The sequence below is a fragment of the Candidatus Omnitrophota bacterium genome, assembly GCA_014728045.1.
GTDB lineage: Bacteria > Omnitrophota > Gorgyraeia > Tantalellales > Tantalellaceae > WJMH01.
On record WJMH01000010.1, the window covers coordinates 83,702 to 97,845 of the forward strand.

The window sequence follows — 14,144 nt, forward strand, 5'->3', positions numbered from 1 at the left end:
CCGTATCTGCCCACTTAGGCCCACTATTGTTTACTGTTCAACCCACTGGCTTTCTTCCTGAAATCCAGAAAAGGTTTATATCCTTTCTTAGGTTTATCTGCGGCCGGGTCAATATATACCTCGACCGTTTCGGTGGTCTCTTCCAACTCTTCCCGCTTCAATATATTGCTTTCGCCTTTTTTCTGAGTTGCGCCGGAACCCACACCTTCACCCTTCACTATGAACTTGTTATAGAAAGTCTCCGTCTGTGACGACTTGATACTGTCTATACCATCCTTTACAAGATGCACGGTTATAAAGAACACTATTTCGGTCTTCTCCACGTCCTCCGCCTCATATTTGAACGTATTGCCCAGTATGGGTATACCGCCGAGAAGGTCGCCCAGAATCGGGAATTTATTCTCAACCATCGTCACGTTCTCGCGTATAAGTCCCCCGAGGAAAATGGTCTCACCGTCCCTGACCCTTACGATAGTGTTCGCTTCCCTGGAACTGAATGTAAGGGCAATGGCGTTCAGGTTCGCGCCTACCTGCACCGTCTCGAAACCGTTCGCTCCCAGCCTGTTGGACACTTCGGGAAGAAGGTTGACCGATATATCCCCTTCTTCGTTGACATGCGGTATGACCGTAAGGAGAACACCTACCTCACGTGCTTCTGATTCTTTCTCGAACTCGACGGTGACTATACCCGCAGTCTGTGTCGTCTCCTGCGTCTTCTGCAGCATTATCTTCTCAACGACCTTTATGTTGGCTTTCTGGTTGTTCAGGGTCGTTATTCGCGGAGCCGACAGCACTTCCGCGTCCGTCCTGTCCTCGATAAGGCTCAGTGTCGCCGTGAACTGGCTGAAATCAAGCGTTCCGTAGGTAAAAAGGCTGTTCGTACCGTAAGTCAAGGCCAGCGGATCGAACACAGTCTTATCGATCATGGGGAAATCCGTTGTCCTGGTCGTAGCATCGGCATCTGTAAATCCCGTACCGGGATAGAAATGCCTCTGGGCCCCTTCCCCGAACCAGGGGATCACTCCGGCTCCCGTGAACGGGAAAGTCACAGGCCTTGCTGCACCTGCGGCGGAGATCACGGCGTTCCAGTCTATCCCGAACCTCTCGTCATCGTTAAGCCTGATCTCAATGACCTTACAGTCGAGGATTATCTGGGGGGTCTTTTTGTCTATCTTGGCTATCATGTTCTTAACCTCGGTGATGCGGGCCGGTATGGCGGTGATGACCACCGAATTGGATCCTGATATGTAGGTCGCCCTTTCACCCTTTTTGACGTCGAGAATCGAATTGATGGCCATCATTAACTGAAGGATGCTCTCCTGTTTGGCCTGGGCCACCACTTCCTCGCCCTCTTCCTCTTTTGAGAGTTCTATTTCCCTTATCATGTGGTTCAGGGGAACTACCTCGGTTATAGGCTCTTCGTCCCTCAGCTGGCTCTTCGGCATTACGCGGATTATCCCCTGCTCCTGGTCACTTGAATAAACATAGCCGTAATTGCGGGTCACGATGTCAAGAGCGACCTCCCAGGGTTTATCCCTAAGACGCATGGTCACGCTTGCATCAACCCCCGGGGAAGGCACTATATCCACACCGCTCACCTCGGAAAGGTAATGAAGGACCGTCTTTATGTCCACGTCCTTGAAATTGACGGTTACGTTGCCCGTGGCGGGTAAGGGCTGTTTTACCGCCGAAGCTCCGGCGGCATCCGCGGGCGCCATTTCCATCTGCGCGAAACAATCCATGCTGCTTCCTGCAAAAGCAAAGAAAAGCGAAAGAAAAACAGCAATGGCTTTCCTAAAAACGTTTATTTTCCCAGTTCCCATCAGACCTCCTTAAGTTCGCAAAATACGTTACCGCAATATCAATACATCTATGGCTGTTCATAAAGCTCAAGTTCGAAAACCTGATCCTCTATCTTGATCCTGACACGGTTCTTACCGATGTCTTCCACCAAAAGAGAGCCTATCATGGCACCTTCCTTGATCATCTCCCCGTTTATAATGACCATTTTCGACCCGTCGGGACCCACCAGTATCCCCTGAAGGGAAACATCATCAATGGACATTATGCCCGTAAGGCCCTCAACCCTTCCTCTAGCCGTCTCAACCCCAACAAGCGGAATGAAAGGGTCCCTCCGGCCGTGTGACTCATACTCGAACCCCCCCGGCTCAGCATGGGAATATACTTCACCCATAAGTATGACTGCCGCCAAAGCGGAAAGCATTATGGAAGATGCCAAAATACAGGCGATATTATTTTTCTTCTTCTTCAACTGAAACATAAGCATTAAGCACTATCCTGACATCATGCATCCTGGGAGTACCGGAACTATTCCTTATGCTGAGGTCTTTTATGATGATCAGCCTCTTGCCTCTTTCAAGATTACTGACAAAATGTCCAAGCTGATGATAACCGCTTTTGGCGGTGATCCTTATCGGCATTTCCTTGTAGTATTTCTCGGATCCAGGAACCTTTGTATCTGCCCTGAGTTCTGAAGGAGTTATGCTGAGTATCTTTACCTTGGATGATTTTGCCATACTGGCCAGCCCTTCAAGCAGTTTCGGGATGTCTTTTTCGACCGGGAGCTGCTCGGCATAACTGGCCTGCTCTTCGCGTAGCGCCTCCAGCCTTTTCGTGGTCTGGTTAAGACGCCTCACACGGCTGCTGACCAGATCTATCTTGTCGTTCAGGTCGTTCACCACCCGTGAGGTTCTTGACAACTCAGTGAATTTGGGTATAACGGCGAACGAGAGATACAAAGCGATAAAAACAGCAGCCACTCCGGTGATCATATAGCTCCTCATGGTCTCGTCACTGAGGAACTCTTTTATCTGCTCTATATTGGCGTATTTCCTGGCCCGTTCGAGAATACTATTTATGTTCATTATCTCCGCCGTCTTCTTCCGGTGTTTTCCGGTTGCTTTTTCTCCTGAGTCTCTTTGGCCTTGAACCTGCAGATGAGCTTGAACAACATGACCTCTTCCCCGGCCATCATGGCGTTCCTAATGTTCTGAAGCTCTATTTCGTCAAAGAACCTGAAAAAGTCCTTCTCATCTTTAAGGCTTTCCATGAACCTGCCGACCGTTGACATGGCGATTTCGCTCTTACCCAGGGAATATCCGGTAAGGTCCAGGGAAACGGGCTGATCGCCCACGGATTCAAAATGCCGTCTACCCGTGGTCGCCACCTTGAACTCTGATAACCAGATATTGGATATAACGGCCTGATTAAGCCCATCCAGCAACTGCGCCCAGTCCAGATCGGGCTTTGTTATTTTCCGTATGGCCGAAACCCTTTTGTCCAGCCTGTTTATTTCCTTGGCTATATTTGCCGTTTTATCTCGCTGCGGCTTCATGTCCGCCCACTTTTCCTTCAAGGTAACGGACAATCTACTGTTATTTCTCACAAGCATGATCAAAACCACATGCGTCATTAAAAGCACCGCGATGACCCCGACGGATATCGGCACCAGAGGAACCTTGGGCATCTGGGCGGCCTTGCGTTTTTTTCGCTTTTTCTGCAGTTCTTTTGGCAGCAGGTTGAGTTCTATCATATTATTCTCGGAAAGCTAAAAGTAACCCCGGGATCAGCTCCTCAGCGCAAGCCCGATACTTACGGCAAGCTGGGATGCCACTCTGTCCACATCTTCCTTGAGTATATGGTCGGCTAATTGCATCCCTTCGACCGGGTTCCACGTTTTAAGTTCAAATCCTGTCTTGCTGGCAAGGTATTTTACTATGTTCTCCTGGAACATCATGCCCCCGGAACAATAAACATTGCTCACAGAGGCGCCGTACCTGTTCTCAAAATACCCGAAAGAAAGCTGCATCTCCCTCACTATGTCGTCAAGGATGGACTGCGCGGCCCGCTCGACGGCTTCACGATCCCCCGCTTCGGGACCAAGAAGCAACTCTTCGGCTTTCTCTGCCGGGATATCCATGTCCTTGGAAATCGCTTTATATATATCTCTTCCGCCTATCTGGACCTGTCTCATGAAACAGGGCTCCTTCCCAACGGTTATTAACATATCCGTCTGGGAATGACCGGAATGAAAAAAAGCGCTTCCGGTCTCCTCCACCGGGTTCGAGGCCATGAAAGCGTTGAACATGGCAAGAGAGTCTATATCCAGTATATTTATATGCATACCCAGTTCTTCCAGAAGTCTTACCTTGGATTCAACCAGGTCTTTTTTTGCTGCTGCAAGGAGAACCCTCATCTTGCCAGCTTCGGGAGAATCACCGAGCATGATAAAATCCATTACCACTTCATTGACATTGAACGGTATATACTTCTCAGCCTCGAAATTAAGCGCGCTGGCAAGTTGTTCCTTGTTCATTTTGGGAAGATCTATGAATCTTACTATCACGCTGGGTCCGGAAAAACCCAGATTGACTTCTTCCGGATGCAGGTCTATTTCGTCGAAGGTTTCCGCGATGAGCTGTTTGGTGTCTGATTCTTTTGCGCCGAAAGGTATCTTCTTGATGTTGTAAGCGGTCAGAATATTGTTCTCGCCCTCTTTTTTGACAGAAACAGCTTTTATAGCATAACTGCCTATATCAAGCCCGACCGTTTCTTCTACTTTGATTCCGAATTTTATCATTTTTTGGAATAGGTAGCGCTCTACCCCTGTGAGATACAATATATAAAACATTCCAGCCCATAATATACAAGATATAGGCCCATGAATTATATATATATTTATTTAAAGAAAGGTTATCATACGGTGTTGATAAAGTCAAGCTTAAGGGTATTTATAACTTGGGTGATCCAGGGCGAGTTACGATGGAAAAACTGCCGGAGGACTATACGTTTTGGCCGGTGTATATTTTCCTGATAAGCTCCTTTGCCGGCTTGTAATCCGCATCGGCCATAACCGCTTTCTTCAGCCAGTTCAAAGCATCCTCATTCAGCCCACTTTTGTAAAATATATAACCCAGTTCATAGTAAGGCGCCGGTTCTGCCGGATATAATTTCACCACATCCAGATACACCATCGCCGCTTCCTGCAACTTTCCGAGACGGGTATATGCTCTGGCCAGGCTCATCTGTATCCGGTAATCATAAGGATAGGTGTCCCGTGCCATTTCAGCGACTCTAAGAGCTTTTTCCGGATCGCCTGACCTGGAAAAAGCCATGGTCAGGAACCTGATAGCTTCCGGATGCTTCGGGTTTATCTGGAGCGTCCGGCTGATATACTCCATGCCCTCTTTTTCCCTGTTCTCGGCAAGAGAAGCTAAGGCAAGCCCGAAATAAGCGTTATCATAATCCGGATGCAGTTCAAGCGCTTTTCCGAAATCAGTTTCAGCTTCTTCGATCCGACCCGCCGCAAGGAAAAGTCTCCCCCGCAGATACCAGGCCCTGGCGTTTTCGAAGTGATCCTGAGTGATGTTTCTAATGGCATCCAGGGACTTGATCTTCTTGCCGCTTTCAAGAAGAGAGACAGCTTTATAATGGAGCGCCGTAAGATCCCGCCCCGAACGGTCCAGAACCTGCTCGCTTAATGAGGCATCATCTATCCAGTAGCGGTTCTGCATGAGTGTTCTCGCGGGATAAAGAACAAAAACAGCATAAAGAAGCAGAAATATAAGTGTTTTTCCCAAAACCCTCGCCGAAGAATAAAGCCGTACGGCCACAGAGGAAATAAAAAGAAAAATACCGAAACCCGGGACGTACATCCAATGCTCGGCGTAAACATTAAAGGGGCCTGATGCTACTAGAAAAGGAATAAGCGCGATCACGGAAAAACCCGCAGAGAAAACCAGTATCCGCCGCCTGTCCCTCAGCAAAAGTAGCGCCGCGCTAGCGGCAGCCAGCAGTATAAGCGCCAGGGGCCAGTACTCACCAGCCCGTAAAAGTGAGCGCCTCATCCCCAGGGAATAAGGTATTATGCCCAGAACCAGAAGGTCCGCCCCTATCTTGAGCGCATTTAGTGCCCCCTCGGCGATATTTTCCCATCCGGTGAAGAGGAAACCATACCCCCCGCCCGAAACCGCACGGTGGATAAGGGCCCATGCGCCCATAACAGTGAAGTTAGGAACATGATATAAGGGGTTGAAGCCGTATTCTCTCCTGAAAAAGACCAGGTCCATGAATAAACATAAGAAAGGGAACGCTAAAGCCGCTTCCTTGCTAAAGAACGACGCACACAGGAAAAACGCGGCGGCTACAAGATAGACATGATCTTTTCTACGTCTGAAAACCGCAAATGACCACAGGGAAAGAAAACCGAAAAGAAAGAAAAGAAGGTCCGCCCTGCCCGAGATATATGAGACACTTCCCACCTGGAGGGGATTAACAGCGAAAATGAAACCGGTCAGCAGCGCTACCGGCCTTCTGCCGGTGAGGTTCTGCACAAGGCAGAATGCAACAAGGCTGTTGAGAAAATGCAGGATGATGTTGGTAACATGAAATACCGCCGGGTCCAGGCCTCCGATGCGGTAATCAAAAGCATAGCTGAGCATCTGCAAGGGCCTGTAGTAATTGGTGTAAGTGAAGCCGGAATTAACGATGTCCTGGCTGAACATCTGCATTGCCCACAACGGCGCCCTCAAAAGAGGGTTTCTCTCGATCAGGAATTCATCGTCCCAGACGAATCCAGCATTAACAACGGCCGAATAACATACCAAGACCGCCGAAAAAAGGACAAGCCCTACAAGAATATTCTGCTGGATCCGTGGTGATAAATAATTTTTCGGATTCATCTCGGATACACCTTTTCTCCGCTTAGGAAGTGATCTCGTGACCCTCTATAGTACATGTAGGATCTGTGTCCACCCGGTTAATTGAATAAGTCCCTCCCAGGGGACAAACAGGGGTTTTTTTCAGATAATCGGGGACAAGGTCAGACCAGCTTGGGGTATCCGCGCTGCCACCACCCTCCCAAACTGCCCATATCTCCTTGCTTTCACCGATCTTCTTTAGATTCGATATACAGATATTCTTTCCCGCGGTGGTCCTGGCCTTGATGAACTGCGGAAAAGCCACCGCGGATATAAGACCTATGACCGCTATCACGATCAGTATCTCCACTAGAGTAAAGCCCCTAGTTCCTGTTACCTTACCTGAAGTAAACATGTTAAAACCTCATATAACTGAAGTGATATACTTAGATAGAGTATACCTTCATAGTTATAAATTACAAAATCTTTCAAAAATATAAATTAGCCGAAAGCTTATCTTGCAAAAGTGAGACCGGGCAAGGCATATGCCCATTAACGCGGTGCGCACGTGTTTCAAAAAGCAAAGGGGCAACCATGCTTTGGCTGCCCCTTTGTTCTTCACGCTGTGTTGAACCTTAAGATCAACTTGTAGTTGGTAAAGTATGTCCGTTTTCCGTACAAGTCGGGTTACTGGACACGTCGTTTATCGAATAAGTACCACCCGCAGGACATGAAGGCGTGGTCTTGATATAGTCACTCACAAGATTAGTCCACGTAGGAGTAGCCGTACTGCCGGCATTGCTGTCGAGCGCCCAAAGCGTTTTAGCGCCTTCTATCTGCTTCAGGTTGGCTATACAGGCATTCTTCTGTGCGTTCTCTCTCGCCTTCACGAAATTGGGGATGGCTACCGCCGCCAATAAACCTATTATTGCTACAACGATCATGATTTCAACAAGCGTAAAACCACCTTTACCCATTAATCGTCTCAGCTTCATCGTTCTCACCTCCTTTCAAAGATCAGGTTTGAGAGGAGTATATCTCCTCTAGTATAAGTATACCCTTCATACTTACTGAAAGCAACCCCAGCAAGTTGTTTAAATATAAATATTTAGTTATACGAAAAATAGCTTTCCCGGCTTTTTAAAGAGCTTTATTATCCTATTCTAATTATACACTCTAATCATTAATATTGTGTTAAGGGACGGTTAAATCTCTATCAGCAATCACATATTCACTATCTGCGAGATCTTGAATATAGGAAGGAACATACAGAAGACGATCCCGCCAATAACAATACCCAGAAAAGCTATTATTAATGGTTCGAGCAAACTGGTAAGACCGTCGACCGCGGTATCCACCTGCTCGTCATATGAATCGGCTATCTTGGTAAGCATCTTCTCCAGTTCGCCGCTTTTCTCGCCGACCGAGACCATTCTGGTCACCATTGTGGGGAAAATGCCGCTTCTTTCCATGGGAGGAGCTATGTTCTCCCCTTCCCTGACGCTGTCCCTTACCTTGCCGACGGCATTCTCGACGACCACGTTGCCTGAGGTTTCACCAACGATATCCAGAGCTCCGAGTATCGGAACGCCGCTCTTTAATAGCGTACTCAGTGTGCGGGTGAACTTACTAATAGCGACCTGGCGGAAGAGACTCCCTATTATAGGAAGCCTGAGCTTCAGCTTGTCCATCAACATATGCCCCTTAGGCGTACTGAAATACCACTTGATGACAATGACCACACTGACGACTATGATAAGAAAGAGCACTACATTGCCCCTTACAAAATCGCTCAGGTCTATAAGGAACTGTGTGGGACCGGGCAGTTCCGCGCCGAACCCGGCGAAGATATCCTTGAACACCGGGATCACCTTGAGTATCATGACAAGGGTTATGACGACCGCCATCAGAACGATGACCGCCGGATAGATGAGGGCGGATTTTATCTTTTTCTGCAGGGCGTTCGTTTTTTCCATATATGTGGCTACCCTGTCAAGAACCACGTCGAGCATACCGCTGGTCTCCCCGGCCCGTATCATGCTCACTAAGAGCGGCGGAAAGACCCCGGGATGTTTTTTCATCGCGTCGGAAAGGCTAAGACCGGTATTCACCGAATCCCTTACCGCCCTGAGCGTTTGGCGAAAACCCTCGTTCTGGGACTGCTCTCCGAGAATATCTATGGCGGTAACGACCGGTATGCCCGACTCTATCAAAGTCGCCATCTGTCTGGCAAACCCGGCAAGTTCGTCCCCGGTGACCTTGACCCCCCTGCGGAAACTCAAGGAAAAGAATTTTGCCCTCTCTCTGAGGGGCTCAAGCTTGAGTATCAGAAACTCTTTCTTTCTCAATATACCAAGGGCCTGTTTTTTATCCGGAGCTTCAACATCTCCTTTTATCGTATGGCCCTCTTTATCTTTAGCTACATAGGCAAATTTCGGCATCTATATCCTTCCACCCACAGCGATCATGTTATTCTCAATACCTCTTCAAGAGTGGTGTCGCCTCTTATGAACTTAATCATGGCGTTACCCCTTAAGGCCTTCACTCCCTTTGAACGCAAATGCTCCTTTATTTCCTCTTCGGAGCGCTTCTTGTGTATCATATCCCGTATGGTATCATCTACAAGAACAGTTTCAAGGGTACCCATACGGCCCCTGTATCCGGTGTGGTTGCATTTGCCGCATCCCTTGCCCTTATAAAAAGTATCCACTTCCCTGGCCTCCGGATATTTCTCGCGAATATCCTCTATTACTTCCTTGGGAATGTCGGCGGCGACCTTGCAGTTGGGGCATATCCTCCTCATAAGCCTCTGAGCGCAGGTCATGATAAGGCTGGAAGATATGAGGAAGGGTTCCACCCCCATATTCTCAAGACGAGTTATCGCTCCCACCGCGTCGTTGGTATGTAGTGTGCTGAAAACCAGCTGCCCTGTCAGGGAAGCTTTTATGGCGATATCCGCCGTTTCAAAATCCCTTATCTCACCGACCATGATGACATCCGGACTCTGCCTGAGCATGGATCTCAGGCCTGTGGCGAAATCAAGCCCTATATCTTCGTGTGTCGCCATCTGCGTAAGTCCCTGCACCTGATATTCGACGGGGTCCTCTATGGTTACGATGTTGCGTTCGGGAACGTTCAATTCATTAAGTATCGAATAAAGCGTCGTGGACTTACCGCTTCCGGTGGGACCGGTAACGAGTATTATACCGAAGGGGCGGGATATCGCTTCCTTGAAATCCGCAAGGGGGCCGGGCAAAAAGCCAAGGGTATCAAGCCCCAGCGAAAGGTTGCTCTTGTCAAGCGCCCTCAGGACGATCTTATTGCCGCTTGTCAGGGGAAGAACGGAAACCCGGAAGTCTATTTCCTTCCCTTCAAGCTGTATCCTGAACCTGCCGTCCTGTGGCACCCTGGTCTCGGTTATATCCATTTTGGACATTATCTTGAGACGCGCTATTATGGCATTCTGGTTCTTTTTGGGAAGATCGAACTCCTCGTGCAGCACCCCGTCTATGCGGTACCTTACCCGGAGGGACCTTTCGAGCGGTTCGATATGTATGTCACTCGCCCTTTTCTTGATGGCTTCACTGATAATAAGCCCCACTATCTTGACTATAGGGGCCGCCTCACTCTTTTTGGTGATCTCCTGAACGTCAAAACTGTCGATATCCCCCACGAGCTCGACATCCGTCCCGGCTTCCTCTTCCTTGATTATCTCCGAGAAGTCCTCCTCGGCCTCTCCGTAATAAGATTTAAGCGCTTCTTGCAGGTCCTTTCTTGAAGCGAGTACTATCTCGACATCACATTTGGTAAGCACCTTTACGTCATCTATGGCAAGAATATCCGTGGGATCAGAAACCGCCAGGGTGAGCTGTTTACCTATACGGGAGATCGGTATGAAACCGTGTCGCCTCATCACTTTTTCGGGGATAAGGCTCATCGATTCCTTGTCCAGATTGACCCTGGACATATCGATAGACGGTATTCCCAGCGCTTGACTTAAAAGCGGCAGAAGATGGTCTTCATCGATGATCTCTCCGCTAATGAGTTTCTTGACGATATCCCTTTCCCCTCCCTGACCGCTCTCTTTGATGAGCGAGTCAAGCTTCTTCTGTTCTATGAGACCGCTCTCCTTCAAAGCGTCGATTATTTTCTCGCGTATGGTTAGCTGTGCAGACATCTGAATCCTTCTATTCCATATTTAGACCGTAATACGCAGCACCTCTTCAAGGGAGGTCACTCCGTCAATAACATTCTCAACACCGTTACGGCGAAGCGTCGTCATGCCTTCTTTTACAGCGACCTTCTGTATCTCGAAGTCTTCCGCTTTTTTGAAGAGAAGGTCTTTGATAGCAGGTGATATCTCCATGCATTCGACTATACCGACCCTGCCCTTGTAGCCTGTGTTCGCGCACCACTTGCAGCCTTTGGGACGGTATATCTTCTTGACGGGTTTTCCGTCCTTGTCATAAAGGCCGTACTGCTCAATGATATCCTCGGAAGGAGCAAGTGATTCCTTGCACTCCGGGCACAACCTCCTCAGAAGCCTCTGAGCGGCTATCAATATGACCGAAGACGCTATGAGGAAGGGCTCAACCCCCATGTTCACAAGCCTTACGACACTGCCGGCGGCGGTATTGGTATGTACCGTGCTCAACACAAGGTGTCCGGTCAAAGCGGATTTAATAGCGGTATCCACCGTCTCAAAATCCCTGATCTCACCGACCATTATGACATCGGGGTCCTGTCTCAGTATCGAACGCAGGCATCCCGCAAATGTAAGTCCTACATCCTCGTTAACGGATACCTGATTGATGCCGTGCAATTCATATTCCACCGGATCCTCCACCGTCACCAGATTGCTTCCGGGTGAATCCACGTGCTTCAATATGGAATATAGCGTTGTTGTCTTCCCGCAACCGGTGGGTCCGCATACGAGTATCATCCCGTGAGGCTGTTCACTGGCATGGCGTATCTTTTCCCTGTCCCTCTTCTTGAACCCGAGCCTGTCGATGTCGATCATCGCCTGTTCCTTGTCGAGTATCCTGAGGGCGGCTTTTTCCCCGATACTGGAAGGTATTATGGATACCCTGAAATCTATGCGCCGGTCTTCTATCTTTAGCTTGAACCTGCCGTCCTGGGGCATCCTACGTTCGGCGATGTTCAGGTTGGACATGACCTTGATGCGTGATATCAGAGCGCTGTGGAATTTCTTGGGAGCAAGCTGCGCCTCTCTCAATATCCCGTCCACGCGGTATCTGACCCTTGAATTGGCCTCCATCGGTTCAATGAGTATATCACTCGCCCGCTCCTTGATCGCCTGCGTCAGGATAAGGTTCGCCAGCTTGACGACCGGAGCATCTTCGGTTATCTGTAAAAGCTCTCCGGCAGAGACCTTCTCGCCTTCTTCTGAAACCATCTCCATCTTGGTGCTTTCTATATCTTCGACGATCTGGCTTATTTCTTCGTCGGCGGACACGCCGTAATACCTGTTAAGGGCTTCTTCCATGTCGCTGTCCTCGGCTATGACAGTGCTGATATCCAGATTGGTAATGGCCTTCACGTCATCAAGCGCAAAGATATTCAGCGGATCTACCATCGCGACTGTAAGGAGCTTACCCACTCTGGAAATCGGGAGCATCTTGTAGGAAAGTTGTATCTTTTTGGGAATGATCTTAAGGGTATCCTCGTTTATGCGCATCCTTGACAGGTTTATCAGGGGGAACCCCAGGCCTTCGCTCAGAGTGGTCAGAAGATCGTCCTTTGAGACAACGTTCATCTTGACAAGTATGTCGCTGAGGTTGCCGCCCTGTTCACTGGCGATCTTTTTCGCCTTATCAAGGTCCTCCTGGGCCACAAGACCTTTGGCGATCAACAGGTCATAAATCTTTTTGGTCAGAGATAAAGTCATGTGCGAGCCTTTTAACCGGTCTCTTTCTTATACAGCCTGTTAATGGCGTCGTGTATGGAAGTAACGGTACTTATGAACACCTGGACCCGCTTTTTGGTGATCATCTCTACGTCTTCAATGGCATTCTCATTAAGCGGGTTGGACATCGCGACCGTCAGCATATCCCCTACTATGTCTACGGGTACCAGGCTGTACTGTCTGGCAACGTTCTCGGGAACCATCTTAGCGGTCTCTTCCTGATCGAACTCATAGCACTCAAGAGGCAGGTAAGGAAAACCGTACTGCTCGGTAAGGGCCTGGACGATAGCTCTTTCGTTGACGTAACCGAGCTTTACGAGGATCTCGCCCAGAAGACCGCCTTCGCTCCTCTGGAAGTCCAGCGCCCTCTGGAGCTGTTCCTGCCCCAGGGCACCGCTTCGAACGAGTATCTCTCCAAGTTTTTCGCCAATGCGTTTCCTGGTCGCCACTTGCGTCTCTTTCCGGTTTATTTATATCTAACCTGCTTCTCCCGAAGCCCCGATGAGCTTGACCAGTTCCTCAACGTCCATGGATTTGGACAGAGCCTCATCATAGGTGATCTTGCCCTGCGCATAAAGCTCAGCCAGAGCCTGGTTCATCGTCTTCATGCCTGTCTTCTGGGAAGTCTGTATGATCGATTGTATCTGGTGTTCTTTCCCTTCGCGGATCATGCTTCTGACAGCTGGGGTCGCGACCAGTATCTCGGTAGCGAGTATCATCCCCGAAGAATCCTTGCGCGTTAAAAGCTGCTGGGACAATATTCCCAGAAGCACGAATGAAAGCTGAGACCGTATCTGGGCCTGCTGGTGTGACGGAAAAACGTCTACGATGCGGTTTATTGTCTGCACACTGTCAGAAGTGTGCAAAGTACCCAGCACCAGATGTCCGGTATCGGCTATTATCATCGCCTGCTGTATCGTGTCCAGATCACGCAGCTCGCCTATAAGTATAACGTCGGGATCCTGTCTCAACACATGTCTCAACGCGTTGCCGAAAGAGTATGTATCCTCGGGAAGCTGCCTCTGGTCGACAAGGGACTTTTTGTTCTCATGCACGAACTCTATGGGGTCCTCCACGGTAACGATATGGCATTTGCGCTTGGAATTGATCTCATCCACCATTGACGCCAGGGTGGTGGATTTGCCGCTTCCGGTGGCACCGGTCACAAGAACAAGACCCTTTTCGGCCTTGCAGAACTTCTGAACGAGCTTGACCGGGAGCCCGCATTCCTCCAGGGTCCAGATCTCAAAAGGTATGACCCGTATTGCGCAACCAACGTGGCCCCGCTGAAAGAACGCGTTGCCCCTGTATCTTGCGACATCCTCGATCTGAAAGGAAAAATCCAGTTCTTTTTCTCTTTCAAAGCGCTCTATCTGAGATTTCCTCAAAAGGCTGTAGGTAACTTCCTGGGCTTCGGTGGGAGTAAGGGTCTTCTCCGTCGCCTTGACCAGTTCGCCGTCTATACGATACAGTATGGGAGAATTAGCGTTAATGTGCAGGTCCGAAGCACGGTTCTCCACCATATCCACCAGCAATTTGTTTATATCTATTCCCATGGC

Annotated in this window: 13 protein-coding genes; all 13 read right to left on the reverse strand. The window is 49.1% G+C overall.

Going from position 1 to position 14,144, the window contains the following annotated elements; genetic code table 11:
- Positions 1 to 23 precede the first annotated feature (23 nt).
- The 13 genes from GF409_02980 to GF409_03040 all read right to left on the reverse strand — a co-directional run bounded on the left by GF409_02980 (position 24) and on the right by GF409_03040 (position 14,141).
- Positions 24 to 1,823, reverse strand: coding sequence for a hypothetical protein (locus tag GF409_02980; protein MBD3426177.1), 1,800 nt, complete (start codon positions 1,821 to 1,823; stop codon positions 24 to 26).
- A gap of 47 nt (positions 1,824 to 1,870) precedes the next feature.
- Positions 1,871 to 2,272, reverse strand: coding sequence for a hypothetical protein (locus GF409_02985; protein ID MBD3426178.1), 402 nt, complete (start codon positions 2,270 to 2,272; stop codon positions 1,871 to 1,873).
- Entirely contained in the window at positions 2,253 to 2,885 is a 633-nt protein-coding gene (pilO, locus tag GF409_02990) for a type 4a pilus biogenesis protein PilO (GenBank protein ID MBD3426179.1), read from the reverse strand. Before pilO ends, GF409_02985 begins: the two co-directional genes overlap by 20 nt.
- Complete coding sequence (locus GF409_02995; GenBank protein MBD3426180.1) at positions 2,885 to 3,553, reverse strand: hypothetical protein; 669 nt, start codon at positions 3,551 to 3,553, stop codon at positions 2,885 to 2,887. The genes pilO and GF409_02995 overlap by 1 nt, the downstream gene beginning before the upstream one ends.
- 33 nt (positions 3,554 to 3,586) lie before the next feature.
- On the reverse strand, positions 3,587 to 4,651 hold the full coding sequence (gene pilM, locus GF409_03000; protein ID MBD3426181.1) for a type IV pilus assembly protein PilM: 1,065 nt from the start codon (positions 4,649 to 4,651) through the stop codon (positions 3,587 to 3,589).
- A 151-nt stretch (positions 4,652 to 4,802) separates the two neighbouring features.
- Complete coding sequence (locus GF409_03005; GenBank protein MBD3426182.1) at positions 4,803 to 6,701, reverse strand: tetratricopeptide repeat protein; 1,899 nt, start codon at positions 6,699 to 6,701, stop codon at positions 4,803 to 4,805.
- Between the two features lie 22 nt (positions 6,702 to 6,723).
- Positions 6,724 to 7,074 (reverse strand): prepilin-type N-terminal cleavage/methylation domain-containing protein, encoded by a 351-nt coding sequence (locus tag GF409_03010; protein MBD3426183.1) that lies wholly within the window; start codon positions 7,072 to 7,074, stop codon positions 6,724 to 6,726.
- Positions 7,075 to 7,300: 226 nt separating this feature from the next.
- A complete protein-coding gene (locus GF409_03015; GenBank protein MBD3426184.1) occupies positions 7,301 to 7,654 on the reverse strand; it encodes a prepilin-type N-terminal cleavage/methylation domain-containing protein in 354 nt (117 codons plus the stop codon).
- Positions 7,655 to 7,882: 228 nt separating this feature from the next.
- Complete coding sequence (locus tag GF409_03020; GenBank protein ID MBD3426185.1) at positions 7,883 to 9,100, reverse strand: type II secretion system F family protein; 1,218 nt, start codon at positions 9,098 to 9,100, stop codon at positions 7,883 to 7,885.
- Positions 9,101 to 9,123: 23 nt separating this feature from the next.
- Entirely contained in the window at positions 9,124 to 10,836 is a 1,713-nt protein-coding gene (locus tag GF409_03025; protein ID MBD3426186.1) for a type II secretion system protein GspE, read from the reverse strand.
- A gap of 21 nt (positions 10,837 to 10,857) precedes the next feature.
- A complete protein-coding gene (locus GF409_03030; GenBank protein MBD3426187.1) occupies positions 10,858 to 12,567 on the reverse strand; it encodes a type II secretion system protein GspE in 1,710 nt (569 codons plus the stop codon).
- Between the two features lie 11 nt (positions 12,568 to 12,578).
- Complete coding sequence (locus GF409_03035; protein ID MBD3426188.1) at positions 12,579 to 13,055, reverse strand: hypothetical protein; 477 nt, start codon at positions 13,053 to 13,055, stop codon at positions 12,579 to 12,581.
- A 6-nt stretch (positions 13,056 to 13,061) separates the two neighbouring features.
- Positions 13,062 to 14,141, reverse strand: a complete 1,080-nt coding sequence (locus tag GF409_03040; protein ID MBD3426189.1) for a PilT/PilU family type 4a pilus ATPase — start codon at positions 14,139 to 14,141, stop codon at positions 13,062 to 13,064.
- Between the last annotated feature and the right edge of the window lie 3 nt (positions 14,142 to 14,144).

Excerpts from the sequence above, each read along its gene's own strand:
- GF409_02995 (MBD3426180.1), bottom strand. The coding sequence starts at position 3,553 with ATGATAGAACTCAACCTGCTGCCAAAAGAACTGCAGAAAAAGCGAAAA.
- GF409_03020 (MBD3426185.1), bottom strand. The coding sequence starts at position 9,100 with ATGCCGAAATTTGCCTATGTAGCTAAAGATAAAGAGGGCCATACGATA.
- GF409_03010 (MBD3426183.1), bottom strand. The coding sequence starts at position 7,074 with ATGTTTACTTCAGGTAAGGTAACAGGAACTAGGGGCTTTACTCTAGTG.
- GF409_02980 (MBD3426177.1), bottom strand. The coding sequence starts at position 1,823 with ATGGGAACTGGGAAAATAAACGTTTTTAGGAAAGCCATTGCTGTTTTT.
- GF409_03040 (MBD3426189.1), bottom strand. The coding sequence starts at position 14,141 with ATGGGAATAGATATAAACAAATTGCTGGTGGATATGGTGGAGAACCGT.
- GF409_03015 (MBD3426184.1), bottom strand. The coding sequence starts at position 7,654 with ATGAAGCTGAGACGATTAATGGGTAAAGGTGGTTTTACGCTTGTTGAA.
- GF409_03005 (MBD3426182.1), bottom strand. The coding sequence starts at position 6,701 with ATGAATCCGAAAAATTATTTATCACCACGGATCCAGCAGAATATTCTT.
- pilO (MBD3426179.1), bottom strand. The coding sequence starts at position 2,885 with ATGAACATAAATAGTATTCTCGAACGGGCCAGGAAATACGCCAATATA.
- GF409_03030 (MBD3426187.1), bottom strand. The coding sequence starts at position 12,567 with ATGACTTTATCTCTGACCAAAAAGATTTATGACCTGTTGATCGCCAAA.
- pilM (MBD3426181.1), bottom strand. The coding sequence starts at position 4,651 with ATGTTTTATATATTGTATCTCACAGGGGTAGAGCGCTACCTATTCCAA.
- GF409_03025 (MBD3426186.1), bottom strand. The coding sequence starts at position 10,836 with ATGTCTGCACAGCTAACCATACGCGAGAAAATAATCGACGCTTTGAAG.